A 26144-nucleotide genomic window follows, 5' to 3' on the forward strand; every position below is an offset into this window, starting at 1 on the left:
TCCTGGGGTGGTGGTCTGGCCGGGGGGGCCGCCGTTGCCGTCGGGCCACGGGGGCGCCGCTCGCACCCGCGCGCCCACCGGGGGGGGGGGGCCGCGGCCCCGCCGCCGGCCCCCCCGGCCGCCGCGCGGGGCCCCCCCGCCGCCCGCCCCCGGGCGGCGCGGCCCAGGTGGGTGAGGATCGCGTCGGCCAGGCGGTCGGCCGCGCCGTCGGCGTGGCCGAGGAACAGCGACGGCTCGGTGAGCTCCAGCTCCACCAGGACCGGCGTGCCGTCCGGGCCCGGGATCAGGTCCACCCGGGCGTAGAGCAGCCGCCCGAGCCCGCCGGGCACCGCCGCGAGGGCCACGTCCGCCACGGCCAACTGCTCGCCGGTGGCGGTGCGGACGGTGATCTCCTCCGGCCGGTGCAGCCCCTCGACGCCGAGGTCCGGGCCGGTCAGCATCGGGCCCTTGCGGATGGCGTGGCTGAACGTCGGGCCGTCCGGCCCGGCCAGGAAGAGCAGCGCCGTCTCACCGGCCGTGTCGACCGCGTCGAGGTACGGCTGCACCATGGCCAGCCGGCCCGCGTCCGACAGCCGCCGCACGTGCGCCACGGCCAGTTCCCGGTGTTCCGGGTCGGCCAGGTCGTAGCGGCCGGTGTCCTGGCTGCCCGCGCTGACGGCCGGCTTGACGACGTACTCGCCGTGCGCGGCGGGCGGTCGCCAACTCTCCCCCGGCGCGACCCAGGACGTCGGCACGGTGGGCACCCCGGCGGCGGACAGCTCGCCCAGGTACCGCTTGTCGGTGTTCCAGCGCACCACGTCGGCCGGGTTGGCCAGGGCGGGAACCTTCGACGCCCAGGCGACGAACTCGTCGCGCCGCAGCGCGTAGTCCCACGGCGAGCGGAGCACTGCCAGGTCGTACGCCGGCCAGTCGGCGGTCGGGTCGGCCCAGTCCACCACCTCGACGGCGACGCCGCGGCGGGCCAGTGGGTCGAGCAGCAGCCGGTCGTCGGGGTCGAGGTCGGGCAGTTCGGCACAGGTGACGAGAGCGACCCGGGGTTCCCCCCGGGTCGACTGGTGGTGGTCGGTCAATTTATGTCAACGGGCCATCGTGCGCCGGGCCATCGACCGCCAGAGGTCGTTGCTCGGACGCATCTGGTCCATCAGTTCACGCTCCCAGGCGTTCTCGACGGTGACTCCCGCCTTCGCGCAGGCCTGCCGCGCCACACCGGTGTCGTCGGCGAACTGGTCGCCCCACACCCCGTCCTCGCCCACGAGGACGATGCGCGCGCCACGCTTGCCGACGTACTCGATGACCGCCTTCGCCCCGCCGTGCCCGGCGGCGAACGACTTGATGCCCGCGACCAGGCCCTGCGGGGCCTGCCCGCCGGTCTGCTCGGCCGTCAGCGTCGTATCGGAACCATCTGCCATGACGCGAAGCGTAAGCAGAGTTCCACCCGGGCGGGCGAGAACCATGAACCTTTTGTGATGCCAATTACCCGCAGGTTTAAGGAAGAGCACAGGCAATATGCCCGGTTTTATCCGGACTTTCACGTTCAAAGCCCCGTCCCGAACGGGTCCTGCTCGGTACATCCGAGCGGTTCCGGACCCATGCCGACGTGTCACCGATGTAACAAGAAACCCGGACAAGCCATACACGATGCTGATTTGCCGGCACGGCAGCCGGCCGGACGGGCACGCGGGGACGTGCCGAGCCGGGATCAGCTCGCCGGGCCGAGCCGACCATGGCGCCGAGCCGGGATCAGATCAGGGCGTCGAGGGCGACGGCGGCGAAGAGGATGGTCAGGTAGGTCGTCGACCAGTGGAACAGCCGCATCGGCTTGACGGCCTGCCCCCGCGCCACCCGCCGGGCGAGCTTGTGCGCCTCCAGCACGAAGATGGCGCCGACCACCACGGCGGGCACGCCGTAGATCAGGCTCATCCCCAGCGGCCACACGGCCAGCGAGGACGCCAGGGTCAGCCAGGCGAAGATGATGATCTCGGCGTTCACCCGCCGGGTGGAGGCCACCACCGGCAGCATCGGGATGCCGGCCCGGGCGTAGTCGTCCTTGTACTTCATCGCCAGCGGGTAGAAGTGCGGCATCTGCCAGAAGAAGACCACCGCGAACAGCGCCCACGCGGCCGGGGCGAGCGACCCGGTCACCGCCGCCCAGCCGATCAGCACCGGCGCCGCCCCGCAGGCCCCGCCCCAGAACGTGTTCGCCGTCGTGGTGCGCTTGAGCCAGAGGGTGTAGACCACGTCGTAGTAGACGATCGCGGCCAGCGTGAGCCCGGCGGCCAGCAGGTTGGTGAACACCGCCATCATCGCGACCGACACCGCCGCCAGCACCAGCCCGAAGATCAACGCGTTGCGCGGCGTCACGGTGTGCGTCGGCAGCGGGCGGCGCTTGGTGCGCCGCATCAGCTCGTCGATGTCCCGGTCGATGTAGCAGTTGATGACGCTGGCCGCGCCGGCGGCGAGCGAACCGCCGACCAGCACCACGGCCACCAGCCAGAGCGACGGCATGCCACCGTCGGCGAGCATCATCGCCGGCACCGTGGTGACGAGGAGCAGCTCCACGATCCGCGGCTTGGTCAGCGTCACGTACGCCGCGATCACCGCGCGGATGTCCCGGCGGGCCACCGCCGACGCCTCCGCCGCAGTCCGCACCGGCGGCTCTCCGGCAGAGTCGCTCACGGGGCGCTCGGTGATCATGCTCACGGATTGCCACCTTCCGGCGTCGGCAGGGGAGGTCTGATCGGTCGGGCCCGACTCGGGCCACACACCGCACCACAGACTACGCGTCGTCGTTTTGGCTGCCCGGCCGACCCGACAACGGTGCGGGCCGTCACACCGTCGGGTCGGACCGTCGACCAGCGCGGACTGGCACAGACCAGCATGCAGAGATCCCTGGGCGGACGTTTAGGACCGCTCGATAGGGTCACCAGTGAGGGTTCCGCCCATCTGCCGAGGAGCACAACCATCGTGGCTGCCAACCGACCCGAGCACCCTGCACTCAACTGGTCCGACCTCGACCGCCGGGCCGTCGACACCGTCCGCGTGCTGGCCATGGACGCCGTGGAGAAATCCGGCAACGGCCACCCGGGCACCGCGATGAGCCTCGCGCCCGCGGCCTACCTGCTCTTCAACCGGGTGGTGCGGCACAACCCGGCCGACCCGAACTGGCCCGGCCGCGACCGCTTCGTGCTCTCCGCGGGCCACTCCAGCCTCACGCTCTACATCCAGCTCTTCCTCTCCGGCTACCCGCTCGGTCTGGAGGACCTGAAGTCGCTGCGGCAGTGGGGCTCGCTGACCCCGGGGCACCCCGAGCACGGGCACACCCCCGGCGTCGAAACCACCACCGGCCCGCTCGGGCAGGGCCTCGGCAACGCGGTCGGCATGGCGATGGCCGCCCGCCGCGAGCGCGGCCTCTTCGACCCGGAGGCGGAGCCGGGCCGGTCGGTCTTCGACCACGACATCTGGTGCATCGCCTCGGACGGCGACATCGAGGAGGGCATCAGCCACGAGGTCAGCGCGCTCGCCGGGCACCAGCAGCTCGGCAACCTCACGGTGATCTACGACGACAACGAGATCTCCATCGAGGACGACACCCGGATCGCCATGAGCGAGGACGTGGCGGCCCGCTACGCGGCGTACGGCTGGCACGTGCAGACGGTCGACTGGCGCTCCGGCGACGCCGACCAGGGTGACTACCACGAGGACGTCGAGGCCCTCCACCGGGCGCTGCTGGCGGCGAAGGCCGAGACCGGCCGCCCCTCCTTCATCGCGCTGCGCACCATCATCGGCTGGCCCGCGCCCAACAAGAAGAACACCGGCAAGATCCACGGCTCGGCGCTGGGCGGCGACGAGGTGGCCGCCACCAAGCGGCTCCTCGGCTTCGACCCGGCCCGCTCCTTCGAGGTCGACGAGGAGGTGCTCGGGCACGCCCGCCAGGTGATGGGGCGCGGCGCCCATGCCCAGCAGGAGTGGACGAAGGCGTTCGAGGCCTGGGCGAAGGCCAACCCGGAGCGCGCGGCGCTGTACGACCGGATGGCCGGGCGGGTCCTGCCGGCCGGCTGGACGGAGTCGCTGCCGCAGTTCCCGGCCGACGCCAAGGGCGTCGCCACCCGCGCCGCCTCCGGCAAGGTCCTGGAGGCGCTCGCCCCGGTCCTGCCGGAGCTGTGGGGCGGCTCCGCCGACCTGGCGGAGAGCAACAACACCACCATGAAGGGCGAGCCGTCCTTCGTCCCGGCCGTCCACGCCACCAAGGACTTCCCGGGCCACGAGTACGGCCGCACGCTGCACTTCGGCATCCGCGAGCACGCCATGGGCGCGATCCTCAACGGCATCGCCCTGCACGGCGGCACCCGCCCGTACGGCGGCACCTTCCTGGTGTTCAGCGACTACATGCGCCCGTCGGTGCGGCTCGCCGCCCTGATGAAGCTGCCGGTGGTCTACGTCTGGACGCACGACTCGATCGGCCTCGGCGAGGACGGCCCGACGCACCAGCCGGTGGAGCACCTGACCGCCCTGCGCGCCATCCCCGGTCTGGACGTGGTCCGCCCGGCCGACGCCAACGAGACGGCCTGGGCCTGGCGGCAGGCCCTGGAGCACACCGACCGGCCGACCGCGCTGGCGCTGAGCCGGCAGCCGCTGCCGACGCTGGACCGTTCGACCCTGGCCGGCGCCGAGGGCACCGCGAAGGGCGGCTACGTGCTGGCCGAGGCCTCCACCAGCAAGCCGCAGGTGATCCTCGTCGGCACCGGCTCCGAGGTGCAGCTCTGCCTGACCGCGCGCGAGCGGCTGGAGGCCGACGGCACCCCGACCCGGGTCGTCTCGATGCCCTGCCAGGAGTGGTTCTTCGAGCAGGACGAGGCCTACCGGGAGTCGGTGCTGCCGCGTGGGGTAAAGGCACGGGTGAGCGTGGAAGCGGGCATCGCCATGTCCTGGCGCGGCATCGTCGGCGACTGCGGCGAGAGCGTCAGTCTGGAGCACTACGGCGCGAGCGCCCCGCACTCCGTGCTCTTCGAGCAGTTCGGATTCACCCCCGACCGGATCGTGGCCGCCGCACACGCGGCCCTGACCCGGATGGGCGACATCACCGGTTTCACGACCGGCAACTGAGGGGAGCGTGGACGGCATGACGGACAGGCTGAGTGAGCTCACCGCCGCAGGCGTGGCTATCTGGCTCGACGACCTTTCCCGGGTACGGCTGTCCTCCGGCGGGCTGGACCAGCTCCGCCGGGAGAAGCACGTGGCCGGGGTGACCACCAACCCGACGATCTTCGCCAAGGCCCTGAGCGCCGCCGACGAGTACGACTGGCAGCTTCGCGACCTCGCCACCCGTGGGGTGGAGGTCGAGGAGGCCGTACGCATGCTCACCACGTACGACGTGCGGTGGGCGTGCGACGTGATGCACCCGTCGTACGAGCGCAGTGCCGGGATCGACGGCCGGGTCTCCATCGAGGTGGACCCGCGACTGGCCCACGAGACCGACAAGACCGTCGCCGAGGCGAAGGCCCTGTGGTGGCTGGTCGACCGGCCGAACCTCTTCATCAAGATCCCCGCCACCGAGGCGGGCCTGCCGGCGATCACCGCCACCCTGGCGGAGGGGATCAGCGTCAACGTCACGCTGATCTTCGGACTGGACCGCTACTCCCAGGTGATGGAGGCGTTCCTGGCCGGCCTGGAGCAGGCGAAGGCGAACGGGCACGACCTGTCGAAGATCGGCTCGGTCGCCTCGTTCTTCGTCTCCCGCGTCGACAGCGAGGTCGACAAGCGGCTGGAGAAGATCGGCTCCGCCGAGGCGAAGGCACTGCGCGGCAAGGCCGCCGTCGCCAACGCCAAGCTGGCGTACGAGCGCTACGGCGAGGTGTTCTCCTCCGACCGCTGGCAGGCCCTCGCCGACGCCGGCGCCCACCCGCAGCGGCCCCTGTGGGCCTCCACCTCGACCAAGAACCCGGACTACCGGGACGTCATCTACGTCGAGGAGCTGGTCGCCCCCGGCACGGTCAACACCATGCCGGAGCCCGTCGTGCACGCGTACGCCGACCACGGCGAGACCCGTGGCGACACCATCACCGGCTCGTACGACGAGGCCCGCGAGGTCTTCGCGGGCCTGGAGTCGGTCGGGGTCGACATGGCCGACGTGATCGAGACCCTGGAGCGCGAGGGCGTGGAGAAGTTCGAGGCGAGCTGGCTGGAGCTGCTCGACGGCGTCCGCAAGTCGCTGACGGCCGCGGGCCGGGGCGCCGGCCACCCGGGCGAGGTGGCGGCGTGAGCGATCTGCTCGCCGGGGCGGTCGAGGCCGCCGCCGGGCTCAGCGTGCACGGGGCCGACACGGTCGACAGGTCGGCCCCCGCCTCCACCCGGGAGGCGCTGGTCAACGCCGGCGTGCCGGGCAAGCTGGCCGCCAAGGACCCCACCCTGTGGGGCCCCGACGCCGAGGCGGAGGCGAAGATCCGCCTCGGCTGGGTGGACACCCACCTGCGCGGTCGCGACCTGCTCCCCCAGCTCGCCGAGCTGAAGGCCGAGCTGGCCGACCTGGACCACGTGGTGCTCGCCGGGATGGGCGGCTCGTCGTTGGCCCCCGAGGTCATCGCCCGCACCCTCGGCAAGCAGCTGACCGTGCTCGACACCACCGACCCGGGGCAGGTCCGGGCGGCGCTGGCCGACCGGCTGGAGCGCACCGTGGTCGTGGTGGCCAGCAAGTCCGGCTCGACGGTCGAGACCGACAGCCACCGCAGGGCCTACTGGCAGGCGTTCCTCGACGCGGGCATGACCGAGGCGGAGGCCGGCCGGCACTTCGTCGTCGTCACCGACCCGGGCTCGCCGTTGGAGGCCACCGCCGCCGAGATGGGCGCCTTCACCGTGCTCGCCGACCCGAACGTGGGCGGTCGCTACTCCGCGCTGACCGCGTTCGGGCTGGTCCCGTCGGCGCTGGCCGGAGTCGAGGTGGCCGAACTGCTCGACGAGGCGGAGGCGCTGGCACGGTCGCTGGGCGGGAACCACGACAACCCGGGCCTGGCGCTCGGCGCGGCCCTCGGGGCGGCGGCCACCATGGGCCGGGACAAGATCGCCCTGATCTCCGACGGCACCGGCATCGAGGGCCTCGGCGACTGGGCCGAGCAGCTCATCGCCGAATCCACCGGCAAGGCCGGGGTCGGCATCCTGCCGGTCGTCGTGGAGTCGCCGCAGAGCCCCGGCGCCACCGGCGACGACGTGCTCACCGTCACCTACGGCGGCGCACTGCCCGCCGGCGCCGTCCCCGGTGGCGGCGTCGACGCCGACGTGGCGGTCAACGGCCCGCTCGGCGCGCAGTTCCTGGCCTGGGAGTACGCCACCGCCATCGCCGGCGTGGTGCTCGGCATCGACCCGTTCAACCAGCCCAACGTCACCGAGTCGAAGGAGAACACCAACCGGATCCTCGCCTCGGGTCCGCCGGCGGAGACGCCGTCGTTCACCGAGGGCGCGATCGAGGTGTACGCCCCGCAGGGCGCCCCCGGTGACCTGGCCGGCGTGCTCCGCCAGTTGGTCGACGGGACGGGCGACGACGGCTACCTCGCGGTGATGGCGTACCTCGACCGGTTCGCCGACGCCGACGCGGCCCGGCTGCGGCCGCTGCTGGCCGGTGCCGCCGGGCGGCCGGTCACCTTCGGTTGGGGGCCGCGGTTCCTGCACTCCACCGGCCAGTACCACAAGGGCGGCCCGCAGGTCGGCGGCTATCTCCAGCTCACCGGCGCGGTCGTCGACGACCTGCCGGTGCCGGGGCGGCCGTACACCTTCGGGGAGTTGCAGGCGGCGCAGGCCGCCGGCGACCGGCAGGCCCTGGCCGAACGGGAGCGTCCACTGGTGCGGCTGCACCTGACCGACCGGTCGGCGGGCGTGACCCAGCTGCTCGATGTGGTCGGGGCGTTGCGGGCGTGACGATGAGGACCATGACGAGGCGGAGCGAGGAGGCGGCGTGAACCCGCTGCGCGACCCGCAGGACCGCCGGCTGCCGAGGATCCCGGAGTCGTGCGCTCTGGTGATCTTCGGCGTCACCGGCGACCTGGCCCGCAAGAAGCTCCTGCCGGCCGTGTACGACCTGGCGAACCGGGGGCTGCTGCCCCCGGGCTTCGTCGTCCTCGGCTTCGCCCGCCGGGACTGGGGCGACGGGGACTTCGAGTCACTGGCCCACGACGCCGCCAAGAAGCACGCCCGCACCCCCTGGCGGGAGGAGGTGTGGGCGCGGCTGGCCGGCAACATCAAGTTCGTCGGCGGCTCGTTCGACGACGACGCCGCGTTCGACCACCTCTCCGACATGCTGGACGAGCTGCGCCAGACGCACGGCATCCCGGGTAACGCCGCCTTCTACTTCTCCATCCCCCCGGCGGCGTTCCCCGTGGTCCTCAAGCAGCTGGCCCGCACTCAGATGGCCGACAACGCCAGGTCCGGCGGCTGGCGCCGGGTGGTGGTGGAGAAGCCCTTCGGGCACGACCTGCCCTCGGCGAAGGCGCTCAACGACCTGGTCGACGACGTCTTCACCCGCAAGGACGTCTTCCGCATCGACCACTACCTGGGCAAGGAGACCGTCCAGAACATCCTCGCCCTGCGGTTCGCCAACAACCTGTTCGAGCCGCTGTGGAACTCCAAGTACGTCGACTCGGTGCAGATCACCATGGCCGAGGACGTCGGCATCGGCACCCGCGCCGGCTTCTACGACTCGGCCGGCGCGGCCCGTGACGTGTTCCAGAACCACCTGCTCCAACTGCTGGCGCTGGTGGCGATGGAGGAGCCGACGAGCTTCGACGCCGACGAGATCCGCACCGAGAAGCTCAAGGTGCTCCGGGCGATCACCCTGCCGAAGGACGTCGCCGAGGGCACCGTACGCGGCCAGTACCTGCCCGGCTGGGTGGGCGGCGAGCGGGCCGTCGGGTACCTGGAGGAGGAGGGCGTCCCGGAGGACTCGACCACCGAGACCTACGTGGCCGTCCGGCTCGGCATCCAGAACCGCCGCTGGGCGGAGGTGCCGTTCTACATCCGGGCCGGCAAGCGGCTGCCGCGCCGGGTCACCGAGGTCGCCATCATGTTCAAGAGGGCGCCGCACCTGCCGTTCAACGAAGCCGACATGGAGTCGCTGGGCAACAACCAGCTCGTGATCCGGGTACAGCCGGACGAGGGCGTCGTGCTCAAGTTCGGCTCCAAGGTGCCCGGCACCACGATGGAGGTCCGCGACATCGCGATGGACTTCCAGTACGGCGAGGCGTTCACCGAGTCCAGCCCCGAGGCGTACGAGCGGCTCGTGCTGGACGTGCTCATCGGTGACCGCACCCTCTTCCCGGACGCCGCCGAGGTCGAGCAGAGCTGGCAGGTGGTGGACCCGCTGGAGCACGCGTGGGCGGGCACCAGGCCGGAGCCGTACCGGGCCGGCGAATGGGGCCCCCGGGCCGCCGACGAGATGCTGGCCCGCGAGGGCCGGGCCTGGCGGAGAGCGTGAGCCGCCGCAGCGAGCAAACCAGGAGGCTCCAGTGATCGGCCTGTGGGACACCACCGGCAACGAGGTGGTCAAGGCGCTGGCCGCCGAGCGGCGCAGCGCCGGTGGCGTGGCCAGCGGCATGGCGCTCACCCTGATCGTGGTGGTGGACGAGAAGCGGGTCCGCGAGGCGGAGGCGGCGGCGACGATAGCCGCCGCCGCCCACCCCTGCCGGCTGGTGGTGGTGGTCCGCTCCGACGTCGAGCGCGAGCGCAACCGGCTGGACGCGGAGATCGTCGTCGGCGGCCGGCTCGGCCCGTGCGAGGCGGTGGTCACCCGGATGTACGGGCGGCTGGCCCTGCACGCCGAGTCGGTGGTGATGCCGCTGCTGGTGCCGGACGTGCCGGTGGTGACGTGGTGGCACGGCGACCCGCCGGCCGAGATCGCCACGGACTTCCTCGGCGTGGTGGCCGACCGGCGGATCACCGACTGCGCGCAGGCCCCCGACCCGATCGAGGCGCTGCACCAGCGGGCCCGGGACTACGCGCCCGGCGACACCGACCTGGCGTGGACCCGGATCACCCCGTGGCGCACCCTGGTGGCGGGGGCGTTCGACACCACCCAGGCCAGGGTGACCGAGGCTACCGTGGTGGCCCCACGCACCGACCCCACCGCCGCGCTGATGCAGGGCTGGCTGGCCGCCCGGCTCGGCATCGAACCGGCCTGGGAGCACAGCGACGAGTCCCCCCGGATGCGGGAGGTCCAGCTGCACTGCGCCAACGACGACACGCTGACCCTGACCCGGGACGACAGCGTGGCGACGTTCCGGCGTACCGGCCAGGACGAGCGGCAGCTGCCGCTCGTCCGCCGGCCCCTCGGTGACGAACTGGCCGAGGAGCTGCGCCGCCTCGACGCCGACCAGGTGTACGCGGAGGCGCTGGGCACGGCGGCCGGGCTGACCGACCTGGAGCAGCGCCCGCCGCAGCGGGTGCACGTCTGGAAGGACCCGACCACGGCCCAGCGGGCCGAGGCGGGGGTCACCGCGCACGCGGGAACGACCGCCGAGCAGTGAGCGCCCCGACTGCCGGGGGCACGACGGAGCACCGGCCGCGCGGCGGCCGGAGAAACGAAGGCGCATCAGATGAGTGAGGCGAGTGTCGCCGTCCATGCCGACGCGGACCTGCTGGCCCAGGCGGTGGCCGCCCGGCTGGTGGTCAAGCTGCTCGACGCGCAGGCCGAGCGGGGCCAGGCGTCGGTGGTGCTGACCGGCGGGCGGATAGCCGCGGCGGTGCACCGGGCGGTGGCGGCGCTGCCGGCCCGGGACGCCGTGGACTGGTCCCGGGTGGACGTGTGGTGGGGCGACGAGCGGTTCCTGCCCGCCGGCGATCCCCAGCGCAACGAGACCCAGGCCCGCGAGACGCTGCTGGACGCGGTGCCGCTGGATCCGGCCCGGGTCCACGCGATGCCCGCCTCCGACGGCCCGGCCGGGTCGGACCCGGAGGAGGCGGCGGCCCGGTACGCCGAGGAACTGGCCCGCGCGGCGCGTCCGGGGCACGCCGCCCTCCCTCACTTCGACGTGCTGATGCTGGGCGTCGGCGAGGACGGGCACGTCGCCTCGGTCTTCCCCGAGCACCCGGTGCACCACGACACCCGGCCGGTCAGCGCGGTACGGGGCAGCCCGAAGCCCCCGCCGGTGCGGACCACGCTGACCCTCCCGGCGATCAACACGGCCGAGGAGGTCTGGCTGGTGGCCAGCGGGGCCGACAAGGCACGGGCGGTCGGCATGGCGCTGGCCGGTGCGGGCCCGGTGCAACTGCCGGCGGCCGGCGTACGGGGCACGGGCCGGACGCTCTGGCTGTTGGACCGGGCGGCGGCGGCCGACGTGCCGACCCGCCTACGCAGCCTCCGCTGATCTGTAAGGGTTCTGCGCGTCCTGGCCGGCGGTGAAACGAACTGCGCGCGGCCCGTCATCGACGGGCCGCGCGCAGTTTGTACGACTCGGTGGGCTCAGACTGTGCCGCTGGCCATCTGGAGCCGGAGCCAGAGCCCCAGCCCGACGATGCAGGCGAACCAGACGATGCCCACCAGGACGGTGTAGCGGTCGAGGTTCTTCTCCGCCACCGAGGACCCGGCGAGGCTGGAGCTGACGCCACCGCCGAACATGCTCGACAATCCGCCGCCCTTACCACGGTGCAGCAGGATCAGCAGTGTCAGCAGGATGCTCGTGATGACCAGCAACACGATCAACGTGTATGCGAACCAGATCGGCATGGCTGGGGTCAGTCCTCTCGTTACGATCCTCGCCCGGGCAGATCGGGCACGGTGGCACCGACCGACGGACGGGCGGAGTCAAGGATAGCGAGCGATCAGCGGGTGATGTGCTCCGGGAACCGGCAGATCTTCGCGAACTCCTCGGCGTCCAGGCTCGCGCCGCCCACGAGCGCCCCGTCGACGTCCGGCTTGGCCATGATCGCCGCGACGTTCGAGGACTTCACGGACCCGCCGTAGAGGACCCGGACCTGGTCGGCGGTGTCCTGGCCGAAGGACTCGGCCAGGCGCTGACGGACCGCGCCACACACCTCCTGGGCGTCCTCCGGGGTGGCCGTCTTGCCCGTGCCGATCGCCCAGACCGGCTCGTACGCCACCACGACCTTCGCCACCTGCTCGGCGGTCAGCCCCTTCAGGGCGCCGTCGAGCTGTTCGCTGCAGTGCGCCACGTGGGCGCCCTTGTCCCGGACGTCGAGCCCCTCGCCCACGCAGAGGATCGGGGTGAGCCCGTGGGTCAGCGCCGCCTGCACCTTGGCGTTGACGATCGCGTCGTCCTCGTGGTGGTAGGCCCGCCGCTCCGAGTGCCCGATCACCACGTAGGTGCAGCCCAGCTTCGCCAGCATGGAGCCGGAGATGTCCCCGGTGTAGGCCCCCGACGCGTGCGGCGAGAGGTCCTGCCCGCCGTAGCCGATGAGCAGCTTGTCGCCGTCGACGGCGGTCTGCACCGTACGCAGGTCGGTGAACGGCGGCAGGACCACCGTCTCGACGTCGGTGAGCTGCTTCTCGGTGAGGCTGGCCGCCAGCTTCTGCACCAGCAGGTTGGCCTCGAGGTGGTTGCAGTTCATCTTCCAGTTGCCGGCCATCAGGGGCCGGCGGGTGACGCTCGCCATCAGTTCTCCAGGGCCGCGATGCCGGGGAGGGTCTTGCCCTCCAGGTATTCCAGGGAGGCGCCACCGCCGGTGGAGATGTGCCCGAAGGACGACTCGTCCAGCCCGAGTGCGCGGACCGCCGCCGCCGAGTCACCGCCGCCGACGACGGTGAACGCGTCGGTCTTCGCGATCGTCTCGGCGATCCCGCGGGTGCCGTGGGCGAACGCCGGCATCTCGAACACGCCCATCGGGCCGTTCCAGAAGATCGTCCGCGCGCCCTTGAGGGCGGCGGCGAACCCGGCGACCGTCTCCGGCCCGATGTCGAGCCCGACCCGCTTGCTGGGGATGCCGTCGGCCGGCACGGTGTCGTGCGCGGCGTCCGGGGCGAACGCGTCCGCGGCCACCACGTCGACCGGGAGCATGATCTTGCCCTCGGAGCGCTCCAGCAGGTTGCGGCAGGTCTCGACCATCTCCTCCTCCAGCAGCGAGGAGCCCACCTCGTGGCCCTGTGCCTTGAGGAAGGTGAAGCACATCCCGCCGCCGATGAGCAGCCGGTCGACCGTCGGCAGCAGCGCCTCGATGACCGCGAGCTTGTCGGAGACCTTCGAGCCGCCGAGCACCACGACGTACGGGCGCTCCGGCTCGCCGGCGAGCTTCGAGAGGACCTCCACCTCGCGCAGCACCAGCCGGCCGGCGACGTGCGGCAGCCGGGCCGGCACGTCGTGGACGCTGGCGTGCCTGCGGTGCACCGCGCCGAACGCGTCGTCGACGTAGGCGTCGCCGAACGCGGCGAGCTGGTCGGCGAAGGCGCCCCGCTCGGCGTCGTCCTTGCTGGTCTCGCCCTTGTTGAACCGCAGGTTCTCCAGCAGCGCGACCTCGCCGTCGGCGAGCGCGTCCACGGTGGAGCGGGCGGACTCGCCGACCGTGTCGGTGGCGAAGTGCACCGGCGCGCCGAGCAGCTCGCCGAGGCGCCCGGCGACCGGACGCAGGCTGAACTGCGGATCCGGCGCGCCCTTCGGGCGACCCAGGTGCGAGCAGACGACCACCTTCGCGCCGGCTCCGGTGAGGGCGCTCAGGGTGGGCAGCACGGCCCGGATGCGTCCGTCGTCGGTGATGTCGCCGGACTGCTTGTCGAGTGGGACGTTCAGGTCGGCGCGCACCAGCACGCGCCGACCCGACACCCCCTCGGCGAGCAGGTCGTCGAGGGTACGGATGCTCACAGCGAGCTACCGACCAGCTTGACCAGGTCGACCAGGCGGTTGGAGTAGCCCCACTCGTTGTCGTACCAGCCGACGACCTTGACCTGGTTGCCGACGACCTTGGTCAGCGGCGCGTCGAAGATGCACGACGCCGGGTCGGTGACGATGTCGGCGGAGACGATCGGGTCCTCGTTGTAGACCAGGATGCCCTTGAGCGGGCCCTCGGCGGCGGCCTTCAGCGCGGCGTTGACCTCGTCCACCGTGGTCTCCCGGTTGACGTTGACCGTGAGGTCGGTGGTCGAGCCGGTCGGGATCGGCACCCGCAGCGCGTAGCCGTCCAGCTTGCCCTTCAGCTCCGGCAGCACCAGGCCGATCGCCTTCGCCGCGCCGGTCGAGGTCGGCACGATGTTCAGCGCGGCGGCGCGGGCCCGGCGCAGGTCGGAGTGCGGCGCGTCCTGGAGGTTCTGGTCCTGGGTGTACGCGTGGATCGTCGTCATCAGGCCGTGCTGGATGCCGAACGTGTCGTGCAGCACCTTCGCCATCGGGGCGAGGCAGTTGGTGGTGCAGGACGCGTTCGAGATGATGGTGTGCTTGGCCGGGTCGTACTGGTCCTGGTTGACGCCCATGACGACCGTGACGTCCTCGTTCTTCGCCGGGGCGGAGATGATGACCTTCTTGGCCCCGCCGTCGACGTGCGCCTTCGCCTTGGTGGCGTCGGTGAAGAAGCCGGTGGACTCGATGACCACGTCGACGCCGAGGTCCCCCCAGGGCAGGTTGGCGGGGTCCTTCTCGGCGAACACCTTGAGGGTCTTGCCACCCACGGTGATCTCGTCGGCGGTCGCCTTCACCTCGTACGGGAGCCGGCCGAGGATGCTGTCGTACTTGAGCAAATGCGCGGTGGTCAGGGTGTCGCCAAGGTCGTTCGCGGCCACCACCTCGATGTCGGCGCCCGAGGCGAGCACCGCCCGGAAGAAGTTGCGGCCGATCCGGCCGAAGCCGTTGATGCCAACCCGGATGGTCACAGGTCCCATCTCCTCGCGTTCTGGTCCGCCGGCGTAAGACCCGGGCCGGCGGAGGTGTGTGCGCCGACCGTTGGAGCCGGCCGTTGACAATTCATCTCGGCCACCCCGCCGCGGTCTCAAGGACCTGACCGCCCGAGGCGGTGTGCACGGCGAGGAGTGCCTGTGCCGGCCCCCTTGCCGTACGCAGCGACCCTATCCGAGCGTGCGGCGCGGTGCAGCGCCGGGTGGTGATCCGACCGGCACCGTAGACCCGCTCCGTCCTATCAGACCACGAGCATGTCGGGCGTGACGGCTGCTTCCGTATCCGGGATGCCCAGGTCCCGGGCCCGCTTGTCGGCCAGCGCCAGCAGCCGGCGGATCCGGCCGGCGATAGCGTCCTTGGTCAACGGCGGATCGGCCAACGCGCCCAACTCCTCCAGCGAGGCCTGCCGGTGCTCCAGGCGCAGCCGGCCGGCCGAGGTGAGGTGGTTCGGCGCGTCCTCGGCGAGGATCTCCAGCGCCCGGGTCACCCGGGCGGCGGCGGCGACCGCGGCCCGCGCCGAGCGGCGCAGGTTGGCGTCGTCGAAGTTGGCCAGCCGGTTCGCCGTGGCCCGCACCTCGCGGCGCACCCGGCGCTCCTCCCAGGCCAGCACGCTGGAGTGGGCGCCTATCCGGGTGAGCAGCGCGGCGATCGCGTCACCGTCCTTGACCACCACCCGGTCCACGCCCCGCACCTCGCGGTTCTTCGCGGTGATGCCGATGCGGCGGGCCGCGCCCACCAGGGCCAGCGCGGACTCCGGCCCGGGGCAGGTGATCTCCATCGCGCTGGAGCGGCCGGGCTCGGTCAGGGAGCCGTGCGCCATGAACGCGCCCCGCCAGGCCGACACCGCGCAGCAGACGTTCGCGGCGACGACGTGCGGCGGCAGGCCCCGCACCGGGCGACCCCGGACGTCGAGCAGCCCGGTCTGCCGCGCGAGGGCCTCACCGTCCTTGACCACCCGGACGATGAAGTGGCTGCCCTTGCGCAGGCCACCGGAAGCGAGCACGTGGATCTCGCTCGGATATCCGTAGACCTCGGCGATCTCCCGCCGCAGCCGCCGGGCCACCGCCCCGGTGTCGAGCTCGGCCTCCACCACGACCCGGCCCGAGACGATGTGCAGCCCGCCGGCGAAGCGCAGGAGCGCCGCCATCTCCGCCCGCCGGCAGCAGGGCTTGGGCACGTCGACCCGACTCAGCTCGTCCTTGACCGCAGCCGTCATCGCCATTGTGCGTCCCCTCACCGACCTGTTCCGGCGTGTCGCCGGAGATTACGTACGTGTCTAACGATCGGCGCCCAGGACAGGCACCAGTGCGGCGCCCAGGGCGGCCGGATCATGACGGGGAGTGCCGTCGGTGACCGCGACGGGAGCGAGGAGCAGGCGGGCACCCAGCGATTCTGCCGCACGCCCGACCGGTTCGGGGTCACCCGCCGCTTTGGAATCGGCGACCACATGGTCGACCTTCAGCTCCGGCAGGTACCAGCGCAGCGCGGCCAGGTGGTCGGCCTGGGAGAGCCCGGAGGTCTCCTTCTCGGCGGCGAGGTTCAACGTGACGAGCCGCCGCGCCGGGCTGGCGACGATCGCGGCGGCCAACTCCGGCACCAGCAGGTGCGGCAGCACGCTCGTGTACCAGCTGCCCGGCCCGAAGATCAGCCAGTCGGCCGCACCTATCGCGGCGACAGCCTGCGGGCAGGCCTCCGGCGCGGCCGGGGTGAGCCGCAGCGACTCCACCCGGCCGGTGGTCACCGCGACCTGGTGCTGGCCGGCGATGGTGCGCACCTCGTCCGGCCGGCTCGGGTCGGCGCCGCGTACCCGCGCCTCGATCCCCACCGGCTCGCACGACATCGGCAGCACCCGGCCCACCGCGCCGAGCATCGCGCCGGCGTGTTCCAGGGCGGCCACCGGGTCGCCGAGCAGCTCCATCAGCCCGCAGAGCACCAGGTTGCCCACCGCGTGCCCGGCCAGCCCGTCGCCTCGCCCGGCCGCATCACCAGCCCTGCCCCGTCCGCCGTCCGCGCCGGGGTCGACCCCGGCCGGATACGGATCGGCAGGGGCGCCTCCCGTACCGGAAACGTCAGCAAGACGTCCTTTCGGTCCGCTCCCGGCGCGGGCCGGGTCGTCGACGCCGGGTGCGGGCACCTTGGCGAAGCGGTGCTGGAACAGCCCGGCACTGCGCCGGGTGGCCGGGTGGTCCCCCGCCAGCGCGACCAGGGCCTGCCGCAGGTCGCCCGGGGGCAGGCCGCCCCGTTCGGCCCGCAGCCGGCCGCTGGAGCCGCCGTCGTCGCCGACGGTGACCACCGCCGTGATGTCCAGGTCCAGCTCCGGTGCGCAGCGGCGCAGGGCGCGCAGCGAGGTGGACAGTCCGTGCCCGCCGCCGAAGGCGACCACTCTCGTCGCCGTCACTCGCGCCCCAGGTCACGGTGCTGGGCGTTGGCGGCCAGGCCGGAGTGGCGCAGCCGGGCGGCCAACTCCTCGGCGATGGCCACGCTGCGGTGCTTGCCGCCGGTGCAGCCGACCGCCACGGTCAGGTACCGCTTGCCCTCCCGCTCGAAGCCGACGGTGGTGGCGTTGACCAGGTCGGCGTACGACGTGACGAAGGCGTCCGCGCCCTCCTGCCCCAGCACGTACGAGCTGACCGCCTCCTCCCGGCCGGTGTGCTCCCGCAGCTCGGGCACCCAGTACGGGTTGGGCAGGAACCGGGCGTCGAGCACGAAGTCGGCGTCCGGCGGCAGGCCGTACTTGAAACCGAAGGAGAGCACGGTGACGCGCAGCCGGCGGGCGTCCTCGCCGCCGAAGAGCTCCTCGACGCGGCGGCGCAGCTGGTTGACGTTCAGGTGGCTGGTGTCGATGATCACGTCGGCCTGGTCGCGGGCCTCCTCCAGCAGGCCGCGCTCGACCGCGATGCCGTCGGCGAGCCGCCCGTCCCCCTGCAACGGGTGCGAGCGCCGGACGCTCTCGAACCGCCGGATCAGCACCTCGTCGTCGGCGTCGACGAAGACCACCCGGGGCGAGAAGCCGCGCTCCTTCAGCTCCCGGATCGCCCCGGCCAGGTCGGTGGAGAAGGCGCGCGAACGCACGTCGAGCACCATCGCCGTACGCCGGGCCGCCCCGCCCGCCTTGAACGCCAGCTCGGCCATGTCGAGCATGAGCGCCTGGGGCAGGTTGTCCACCACGTAGAAACCGACGTTCTCCAGCGCCCGGGCCACCGTGCTGCGGCCACCGCCGGAAAGCCCGGTGACCACCACCAGTGTGGTGTCCGACTCCGTCGGTGTCGGGTCCTCGACGACCCGAGCCTCGGGCGTCCGCGCCTCGTTCACTGCCTGCTCCCCACGCATGGCGCGGTCGGGTGACCGCGACTGGTCGATCTGCGACTCTATCCCTCCTGGTGCGGATCGACCGCCGAGGCCACGGCCGGGGCCGGTACGTCACCCGCGTCCGATTCGCCGGCGGAGCCGGTTCCGCCGTGGCCCACGTCGTGCCGGCCGTCAGCGGCGGTGCCGCAACGCCTTGACCCGGTCGCGGCCGAGCACGGCGAGGTAGTCCCACGGCTCGTCGAGGCAGGAGTCCACCTCGGCCGCCCTGATGATCTCCGCCAGCCGGGCGGCCAGCTCGTCAGGGTCCGGCCGCACCTGCTCGCAGAGCTGGACGTGGGCCGCCCGCAGCGCGCCGCCGATCTCGCCCGGCTCCTCCTCGTAGGTCTCCCAGGCGTCGTAGAGGTGACCGGCGAGGCCGTCCCACGCACGGGCGGCCCGCTCGATGAGCAGCAGCGCCTCCGGGGTGGCCGGGCGCTGGGTCAGCACCCGCACCTCCTCGACGAGCGCCCGGCCGGCCTTCTCCACATCGTGCAGGTCCCAACGGTCGCCGCTGGTCGCCCCACGGGCGAGGTCGTCGATGGTCTTGCGTAGATCCGCCAGTTCGGCGTCGGTGGGTGGCGCGAGCATGCCGGCGTACGCCAACAGTTGGTTCTCCAGCACCCGGTCCGTGGCCGCCCACTCGGCGACCAGCGATGCCAGCCGCCGGGCGGACAGGGTGCCCGCGACACCGGCCAGGTCGGCGACTCGGGGATCGGTCCGGGTGGCTGACGGCGGGGTCGCCGCGGCGGACCACACGAACCCGCTCTCCAGGACGGCAACGGTGAGGACGACCGCGTGGGCGCACAACTCCTCCCGGGCCGGGCAGTCGCACTCGGCGGTGAAGCCGTCAGCGGTGATCCCCACCCAGACCTCGTACGGCGGCTGCCCGGCCTCACGGACCACGCCGGAGGCTCCCCCACCTGTCGGAATGACCACCGCCGGCTGCCCGGCCACCCGGAGTCTGTCCGCCGCGTCACAGGTCTCGGCTCCGGCCGCGTCCCGCAGGGCGCCGATGTCGATGCGTACCGCCATCCGGCCATCCAACCGGGTGAGAATGATGCCGCCGACACCAGGGCGGCGGTCAACCACCGGGAGGCCCCGGCGCGTCCCGCCCGCTCGGGTCGCCCGGGTGTCGGGGAGGGTTCGTAGAATCCTCGGATGGCTTCCCCCACCGACCTGCGCTCCTCCGACGCCGTGGAGGTGCTGCGCCGGGTGTTCGGCTACGACGCCTTCCGCGGCTTCCAGCAGGAGGTGATCGACCACGTCGTGGCCGGCGGCGACGCGCTGGTCCTGATGCCCACCGGTGGCGGCAAGTCGTTGTGCTACCAGATCCCGGCGCTGGTCCGTGACGGCGTCGCGGTGGTGATCTCCCCGCTGATCGCGCTGATGCAGGACCAGGTCGACGCGCTGACGGCGGTCGGCGTCCGCGCCGGCTTCCTCAACTCGACCCAGGATCTCGACGCCCGCCGCGCGGTGGAGCGGGCGTTCGTCGGCGGTGAGCTGGACCTGCTCTACCTCGCCCCGGAGGCGCTGGGCACCCGCGGTGCGCAGCAGTTGCTCGACCGGGGCAGGATCGCCCTGTTCGCCATCGACGAGGCGCACTGCGTGTCGCAGTGGGGGCACGACTTCCGCCCCGACTACCTCGCCCTGTCGATGCTGCACGAGCGCTGGCCCGACGTGCCCCGGATCGCACTCACCGCCACGGCGACCAGCGCGACCCGCGACGAGATCGCCACCCGGCTCAAGCTCACCGACGCCCGGCACTTCGTGGCCAGCTTCGACCGGCCCAACATCCAGTACCGGATCGTGCCCAAGCGCGAGCCACGAAAGCAGTTGCTGAGCCTGCTGCGCGACGAGCACCCCGGCGACGCCGGCATCGTCTACTGCCTGTCCCGCGCCTCGGTGGACAAGACGGCCGAGTTCCTCACCGCCAACGGCGTCGCCGCGCTGCCCTACCACGCCGGCCTCGACGCGGCGACCCGCGCCCGCAACCAGCAGCGGTTCCTGCGCGAGGACGGCCTGGTGATGGTGGCGACCATCGCCTTCGGCATGGGCATCGACAAGCCCGACGTCCGCTTCGTCGCCCACCTCGACCTGCCCAAGTCGGTCGAGGGCTACTACCAGGAGACCGGTCGGGCCGGGCGGGACGGCCTGCCGTCGACCGCCTGGCTGGCGTACGGGCTCCAGGACGTGGTGCAGCAGCGCAAGATGATCGAGACCTCCGACGGGGACCTCGCCCACCGGCGCAACCTCGCCGCCCACCTCGACGCGATGCTCGCCCTCTGCGAGACGGTCCGCTGCCGGCGTGGCCAACTGCTCGACTACTTCGGCGAGAAGGCCACCGCCGCCTGCGGCAACTGCGACACCTGCCTCAGCCCGCCGGAATCCTGGGACGGCACCGTCGCGGCGCAGAAGCTGCTCTCCACGATCTTCCGGCTCGATCGGGAACGCAACCAGCGCTTCGGTGCCGGGCACTGCGTCGACATCCTGCTCGGCCGGGCGACCGACAAGGTCACCCAGTACGGCCACGATTCGCTGACCGTCTTCGGCATCGGCGGCGAGCTACGCGAGGCCGAGTGGCGCGGCGTGGTACGGCAACTGCTGGCCGAGGGGCTGCTGGCCGTCGAGGGCGACTACGGCACGCTGGCACTCACCGAGGCCAGCGCGGAGGTGCTGGGCCGCCGGCGCACGGTGATGATGCGCCGCGAGCCGGAGAAGGTCGCCTCGTCCCGGGCGGCCAAGCCGCGCGGGGCGGCCACCGTCGTCGCCGAGTTGTCCCCGACCGCCGCCGGGGTCTTCGAGCGGCTGCGGGCGTGGCGGGCGGCCACCGCCAAGGAGCAGGGCGTCCCGGCGTACGTGATCTTCCACGACGCCACGCTGCGGCAGATCGCCACCGACGCGCCCACCTCGTTGGCAGGGCTGTCCCAGGTCAGCGGCGTCGGCGAGAACAAACTCGCCAAGTACGGCGAGCAGATCCTGACCGTCCTGACCGTGGAGCCGGCGGCCGGTTGAGCCACCGGCTACCTGACCGCAGCCGCCGGCGACGGGGTTCGCCGGGCGCGACGACCGGGTCGGGAAGCAGAACCTCCCGACCCGATCGCGGTTGATCGCCGGAGCGGCCCGGCGGTCCGGATCAGCCGGCGGAGTCCGCCTCAGGGCTGAGGCGGAACACCTCGTCGGAACGGGTGTAGTACAACGTGTGCCCGTCACGGGCGAAGGTGTAGTTGGTGATCCCGTCGGCCAGCCTCCGCCGCTCCAGGGTCGTCGGATCGACCTGGAAGAGGTTGCCCCGGCTCAACGCGTACAGGGTGCCGTCCTCGGCGAACTCGAGGTCCGCGCTGACCCAGACGGCGGCCCCTTGCCACAGGTACGGGGTGAGCTGGGTCTTGCGCAGCACCTGGCCGGTGGCCGGGTCCAGCTCGTACAACCGACCCATGTCGATCGCCCAGAGGTTGCCGTTCGGGGCGACGGTCAGGGCGGTCACGGCCTCGACCTCCGGGCTGAGCGTGATCTCCCACAGCTTGGCGTTACGGGTGGTGTCCCAGGCGAAGATCTTCGCGGTCCGGTCCGTCGGCGTGGAGCCCAGCCCACCGTGGACGGAGGTGCCCCCGAAGAGCACCTGGCCCGCCGCGGCCAGCGACACGATACTGTGGCCCGGAACGACGTCCCGGTGCGTGACAAGTTCCCTGGTCTGCGGGTCGTACAGGCCGAGGACCCCGCCGAGCTTGCCGTAGGAGGGGACAGTGCCGAAGGCCACCCGGTCGCCCACGGACGCCCAGGCGAACGGCCGGTCCTGCTCGAGGTGCTCCAGGGCTCCGACGTGCTCGGGGTTCGTGGTGCCGTCCCACTGCCGGGTCGGATCGTACCGGTACAGGTTGGCCCGGGTGTACGTCCCGAGGTAGAGGTCGCCGTCGTGGGCCAGCATCCCCTCGACCTGCCCGACGTGCCCGCGGGGCAGCTGCTCGGTGGTCCCCGTTGCCGGGTCGTACGCGGAGACACCCTCGTACATGTAACCGCCGGTGTAGATCCGACCGTCGGGTCCCCGGGCGATCGACTGGATCTTGATCGGTGCCGTCTCCACATCGGTCTGGCGGATGGCGTGCTTTCCGGTCACCGGGTTGTAGAGAGCCAGCTCGCCGGTCTGGTACATGAACGCGAGCGTGTTGCCCGGGAAGTCTGCGCCGCCCAGGTGCACCCAGCCGAAGTCCCGCGCCGGTTTGAGGTTCTTCATGCCCGTCCCCCGCACCCGGCCGGATGTGAGGTTGTACGCACGCAGTTCACCGGCCGCGTCGATGTAGTAGACGTCCCGTCGCGGCCCGGGCTCCGACACACTGCCGAACGAGGTCGGCCCGAGATCGGTGGCCCACCTACCTCGCTTCAGGTCGTAGGCGAGCATGTGGTTACCCGGGGTGACCCGGGCGAACATCGTGTCGCCCCGGATGTCGAGGAAGTAGACGAACTCGTTGTCGCGGTGCTCGGCGGGGAGTTCGATGGTGCGCCGGGTTCCGGTGCCGGGATCGAGCACGACGATGCGCGGCTTCGAGCTGCCGAGGCCGGCGTAGACCAGTCCGTCGGCGACGGCGACGCTGCGTACGTACGCCTCGTCCGAGACGCTGCCGTAGCTGGTGAAGTCACCGGTGGCGGGGTTGAAGCTGAACACCTCACCCTTCGGGTAGGTGCCACCCCAGACGATGCCGTTCTCGTCGACCTCCAGGTCCCACAGGTATCGGGCGTTCGGGGTGGGCCGGCCCAGCGACTCCAGCTTGGCGGTCGACGGCGACCAGCGGTAGAGCACCCCGTCGTTGTAGGAACCGATGTAGACCGAACCGTCACCACCAGTGACGAGCGTCCATGATCCCTGTGCGCCGGCGGGCATGGAGACCGCGTGCTTGAGGTCGCCGGACGCTACGTCGATCACCTCGAACCGGGCGGGCGTACCGGTGGTGACGGTGTATATCTCCTCGCGACCGTCGGGCCCCACACCGTACGCGGTGTCGAGGATGTTGGCGGCCACCACAGGATGCCCGATGGAGGTCTCGGTCCGCGGCACTGCGCGCCGGAACGTGACGTCGTCCCAGGTGACGCTGGTGACATCGGCGGTGGACGAGTAGAGCAGGATCCGGGCGGTGGCCGTCCCCGCGGGGGTTGTCGCGGTCACCCCTTCCCAGGCCCAGGCGGTCGGGTCGCTGTAGTAGATGCGGTGCGAGCTGCTGGACAGCTGCCGCCCCGCCGCGTCGTAGTAGTAGACGACGATCGACGGAATGCCGTGCTTGACGAGCGCCCAGGCCCCGAAGTCGTACCTCTGGTCAGCGATCACCGGCACCGGGTCGCTGAGCAGACCAAACTGGCCGGTGTTGCTGGCATCCTCCATGGAAAGCGCCTGCGACCCGCCGTGCGTCGGCGATGCGACAACACTGAAGCCGCCCGCCCCGTACCTTTGGGTCCAGCCCGGAATTGCAGTGGCCGAGGCAGGATCCTCGAATCCACCGTTCCGCACGACCGAGTCCACGGTCAGCGGCTGAACCGGCGCAGCGGCGAGAGCCCCGCTACCCGTTGATGCTATGAGGACACCGGCCGCTATGGCCAGGGACAGTTTTCGCACCGGTGTGAGCAAGTCGACCTCCGTGGAGCGGTGGCGTGAAGGAAGAATTCGCGGCCGTCGACGGCGTCCTGCCGACCATCAATGGGCCACATTACGGCCTTGACCGTATATCGAACGTGTCGGATGTCAAGACCCTGACGCAGTCGGGCACGGCGGCCGGCCGCGGGCCGCGGCGGTGGCTCGGTGGGCGTGGGCCGGTAGCCGTACCGCCGGCAGCTCGGGAGTCCGGAAGACGGCGAGGGCCCGGAAGGGCCGGTACGGCACCTGGCAGAGGCGTCTGGACTGGCAGTCAGGACCGCGCGGGCGGCTTACCGCCGCCCAGGGCGGCGAGGATCGCCTCGGCGGTGCGCCGACCGACGCCGGGCACCTCGATGATCTCCTCCACCGTGGCGGCGGAGAGCCGCTTGAGCGAGCCGAAGTGGCGCAGCAGCGCCTTGCGCCGCACCTCACCCAGGCCGGGCACCTGGTCCAGTGCGGACTCGGTCATCCGCTTGGAGCGCCGCTGGCGGTGGAAGGTGATGGCGAAGCGGTGCGCCTCGTCGCGCACCCGTTGCAGCAGGTAGAGCCCCTCCGAGGTGCGCGGCAGGATGACCGGGAACTCGTCGTCGGGCAGCCAGACCTCCTCCAGCCGCTTGGCCAGGCCACACAGCGCCACGTCGTCGACGCCCAGCTCCGCGAGGGCCTGGGCCGCCGCCGCGACCTGCGGCGCGCCGCCGTCGACCACCACCAGCTGCGGCGGGTACGCGAACCGGCGCGGTCGCCCGGTGGTCGGGTCGATGAGGGCACCGACCCGGGGCTCGTCGGGCCCGGCCGGGACGGCAGACTCGTCGGGCCCGGCCGGAGCGGCGAGGCCGTCGGGCCCGGCCGGGACGGCAGCGCCGTCGGGCCCGGCCTGCCCTGCCGGGGCGACGGGGTCGTCGGCCGGCTCGACGCCCGCCTCGCCGGTCTCGGCGCGGGCGTCGAGGTAGCGGGCGAAGCGACGACGCAGCACCTCCGACATGGCGGAGAGGTCGTCGGTGGCGCCACGGATGATGAAGCGCCGGTATTCGCTCTTGCGGGGCAGCCCGTCCTCGAAGACGACCATGCTCGCCACCACGTCGGTGCCCTGTATCTGGGAGATGTCGAAACACTCGATGCGCAGCGGGGAGGTGCGCATGTCGAGCGCCTCGCTGATCTCGTCGAGCGCCTTGCTCCGGGTGGTCAGGTCGCCGGCCCGGCGCAGCTTGTGCCGGGCGAGGGCGTCCTTCGCGTTGCGCTCGACCATCTCCAGCAGCGACCGCTTGTCGCCGCGCTGCGGCACCCGCAGGGTCACCCGGCTGCCCCGGTGGCCGGAGAGCCACTCGGCCAGCGCGTCGACATCGCCGGGCAGCTCCGGCACGAGCAGCTCGCGGGGCACGTCGGCCTCGCCCTGCTCGCCGCCGTAGACCTGGGTGCAGAAGTGGTGCACCAGGTCGCCCGTGCTCAGTTCCTCCGTCTTCTCCACCACCCAGCCCCGCTGGCCACGGACCCGGCCGTCGCGCACGTGGAAGACCTGGACGGCCGCTTCGAGGGGGTCGTCGGCGAACGCGACCACGTCGGCGTCGGTGCCGTCGCCGAGCACGACGGTCTGCTTCTCCATCGCCCGGCGCAGCGCGGCCACGTCGTCGCGCAGCCGGGCCGCCCGCTCGAACTCCAACTGCTCGCTGGCCTCGGTCATCTCCCGTTCCAGCCTGCGCACCATCGTGTCGGTGCGGCCGGCCATGAAGTCGCAGAAGCCGTCGACGATCTCCCGGTGCCGCTCGGGCGTGACGCTGCCGACGCACGGGGCGGAACACTTGTCGATGTAGCCCAGCAGGCAGGGGCGGCCGACCTGGCCGGCGCGTTTGAAGACGCCGGCCGAGCAGGTGCGCGCCGGGAAGACCCGCAGCAGCAGGTCGAGCGTCTCGCGGATCGCCCAGGCGTGCGAGTAGGGACCGAAGTAGCGCACCCCCTTGCGCTTGGCGCCCCGCATCACCTGCAACCGGGGAAACTCCTCGTCGAGGGTGACCGCGAGGTAGGGGTAGGACTTGTCGTCGCGGTAGCGGACGTTGAAGCGCGGGTCGTACTGCTTGATCCAGGTGTATTCGAGCTGGAGCGCCTCGACCTCGGTGCCGACGGTGACCCAGTCGACCGACTCGGCGGTGGTGACCATCTGCTGGGTGCGCTGGTGCAGGCCCCACAGGTCGGCGAAGTAGGAGTTGAGCCGGCTGCGCAGGCTCTTCGCCTTGCCGACGTAGATCACCCGGCCGGTGCCGTCGCGGAAGCGGTAGACCCCCGGTGACTCCGGGATCGTGCCGGGCGCGGGGCGGTAGGTCGAGGGGTCAGCCACGGCAGCAAGCCTAGTCCGCACCCCCGACAGCCCC

General features: G+C 72.2%; 19 protein-coding genes and 1 pseudogene. 7 read left to right on the plus strand and 13 right to left on the minus strand.

Annotated features, from left to right (window positions below):
* Positions 1-158: 158 nt before the first annotated feature.
* From AB0D32_RS17360 to AB0D32_RS17370, 3 genes and pseudogenes are all read right to left on the minus strand, one after another.
* Positions 159-1070, minus strand: a pseudogene (locus AB0D32_RS17360) (hypothetical protein); the annotation flags it as partial.
* 6 nt (positions 1071-1076) lie between these two features.
* On the minus strand, positions 1077-1409 hold the full coding sequence (locus tag AB0D32_RS17365; protein WP_357090751.1) for a hypothetical protein: 333 nt from the start codon (positions 1407-1409) through the stop codon (positions 1077-1079).
* A gap of 331 nt (positions 1410-1740) precedes the next feature.
* Positions 1741-2700, minus strand: a complete 960-nt coding sequence (locus AB0D32_RS17370; RefSeq protein ID WP_357090753.1) for a heme o synthase — start codon at positions 2698-2700, stop codon at positions 1741-1743.
* 264 nt (positions 2701-2964) lie between these two features.
* Between AB0D32_RS17370 and tkt the strand changes: the two genes are divergently transcribed.
* The 6 genes from tkt (at position 2965) to pgl (ending at position 11345) form a co-directional block, all read left to right on the plus strand.
* Positions 2965-5103 (plus strand): transketolase, encoded by a 2139-nt coding sequence (gene tkt, locus AB0D32_RS17375; protein WP_357090756.1) that lies wholly within the window; start codon positions 2965-2967, stop codon positions 5101-5103.
* A gap of 16 nt (positions 5104-5119) precedes the next feature.
* Entirely contained in the window at positions 5120-6259 is a 1140-nt protein-coding gene (gene tal / locus AB0D32_RS17380; RefSeq protein ID WP_357090757.1) for a transaldolase, read from the plus strand.
* Positions 6256-7905 carry a glucose-6-phosphate isomerase gene (locus AB0D32_RS17385; RefSeq protein WP_357090759.1) on the plus strand — a complete coding sequence of 550 codons (1650 nt, stop codon included), beginning with the start codon at positions 6256-6258 and terminating at the stop codon, positions 7903-7905. The genes tal and AB0D32_RS17385 overlap by 4 nt, the downstream gene beginning before the upstream one ends.
* Before the next feature lie 37 nt (positions 7906-7942).
* Positions 7943-9457 carry a glucose-6-phosphate dehydrogenase gene (gene zwf / locus AB0D32_RS17390; protein ID WP_357090761.1) on the plus strand — a complete coding sequence of 505 codons (1515 nt, stop codon included), beginning with the start codon at positions 7943-7945 and terminating at the stop codon, positions 9455-9457.
* A 31-nt stretch (positions 9458-9488) separates the two neighbouring features.
* A complete protein-coding gene (locus AB0D32_RS17395) occupies positions 9489-10505 on the plus strand; it encodes a glucose-6-phosphate dehydrogenase assembly protein OpcA (RefSeq protein ID WP_357090763.1) in 1017 nt (338 codons plus the stop codon).
* A 69-nt stretch (positions 10506-10574) separates the two neighbouring features.
* Positions 10575-11345: a 6-phosphogluconolactonase gene (gene pgl / locus AB0D32_RS17400; protein WP_357090765.1), complete on the plus strand. Its 771-nt coding sequence runs from the start codon at positions 10575-10577 to the stop codon at positions 11343-11345.
* Positions 11346-11440: 95 nt separating this feature from the next.
* Here the strand turns inward: pgl and secG are convergent, their stop codons facing one another.
* The 8 genes from secG to AB0D32_RS17440 form a co-directional block, all read right to left on the minus strand.
* Positions 11441-11704 carry a preprotein translocase subunit SecG gene (gene secG / locus AB0D32_RS17405; protein WP_357090767.1) on the minus strand — a complete coding sequence of 88 codons (264 nt, stop codon included), beginning with the start codon at positions 11702-11704 and terminating at the stop codon, positions 11441-11443.
* A gap of 95 nt (positions 11705-11799) precedes the next feature.
* Positions 11800-12591, minus strand: coding sequence for a triose-phosphate isomerase (tpiA, locus tag AB0D32_RS17410; protein ID WP_357090769.1), 792 nt, complete (start codon positions 12589-12591; stop codon positions 11800-11802).
* The gene (locus AB0D32_RS17415) at positions 12591-13790 is read right to left on the minus strand and encodes a phosphoglycerate kinase (RefSeq protein WP_357090771.1); all 1200 of its coding nucleotides are present in this window, start codon (positions 13788-13790) and stop codon (positions 12591-12593) included. Before AB0D32_RS17415 ends, tpiA begins: the two co-directional genes overlap by 1 nt.
* Entirely contained in the window at positions 13787-14791 is a 1005-nt protein-coding gene (gene gap, locus AB0D32_RS17420; RefSeq protein WP_357090773.1) for a type I glyceraldehyde-3-phosphate dehydrogenase, read from the minus strand. The genes AB0D32_RS17415 and gap overlap by 4 nt, the downstream gene beginning before the upstream one ends.
* A 263-nt stretch (positions 14792-15054) precedes the next feature.
* On the minus strand, positions 15055-16035 hold the full coding sequence (gene whiA / locus AB0D32_RS17425; protein WP_357090775.1) for a DNA-binding protein WhiA: 981 nt from the start codon (positions 16033-16035) through the stop codon (positions 15055-15057).
* A 54-nt stretch (positions 16036-16089) separates the two neighbouring features.
* A complete protein-coding gene (locus AB0D32_RS17430; protein WP_357090777.1) occupies positions 16090-17211 on the minus strand; it encodes a 2-phospho-L-lactate transferase CofD family protein in 1122 nt (373 codons plus the stop codon).
* On the minus strand, positions 17208-18125 hold the full coding sequence (gene rapZ, locus AB0D32_RS17435; RefSeq protein ID WP_357090779.1) for an RNase adapter RapZ: 918 nt from the start codon (positions 18123-18125) through the stop codon (positions 17208-17210). Before rapZ ends, AB0D32_RS17430 begins: the two co-directional genes overlap by 4 nt.
* Before the next feature lie 168 nt (positions 18126-18293).
* A complete protein-coding gene (locus tag AB0D32_RS17440) occupies positions 18294-19193 on the minus strand; it encodes a hypothetical protein (protein ID WP_357090782.1) in 900 nt (299 codons plus the stop codon).
* Positions 19194-19319: 126 nt separating this feature from the next.
* Here AB0D32_RS17440 and recQ point away from each other — a divergent pair, with 126 nt between their 5' ends.
* Complete coding sequence (gene recQ / locus AB0D32_RS17445; RefSeq protein WP_357090784.1) at positions 19320-21173, plus strand: DNA helicase RecQ; 1854 nt, start codon at positions 19320-19322, stop codon at positions 21171-21173.
* 121 nt (positions 21174-21294) lie between these two features.
* Here recQ and AB0D32_RS17450 read toward each other — a convergent pair whose 3' ends face one another.
* Both AB0D32_RS17450 and uvrC read right to left on the minus strand, forming a co-directional pair.
* A complete protein-coding gene (locus AB0D32_RS17450; protein WP_357090786.1) occupies positions 21295-23532 on the minus strand; it encodes a hypothetical protein in 2238 nt (745 codons plus the stop codon).
* Between the two features lie 520 nt (positions 23533-24052).
* Positions 24053-26110 carry an excinuclease ABC subunit UvrC gene (uvrC, locus tag AB0D32_RS17455; RefSeq protein ID WP_357090788.1) on the minus strand — a complete coding sequence of 686 codons (2058 nt, stop codon included), beginning with the start codon at positions 26108-26110 and terminating at the stop codon, positions 24053-24055.
* Between the last annotated feature and the right edge of the window lie 34 nt (positions 26111-26144).

The sequence above is a fragment of the Micromonospora sp. NPDC048170 genome (genome assembly GCF_040652795.1).
Taxonomy (GTDB): domain Bacteria; phylum Actinomycetota; class Actinomycetes; order Mycobacteriales; family Micromonosporaceae; genus Micromonospora.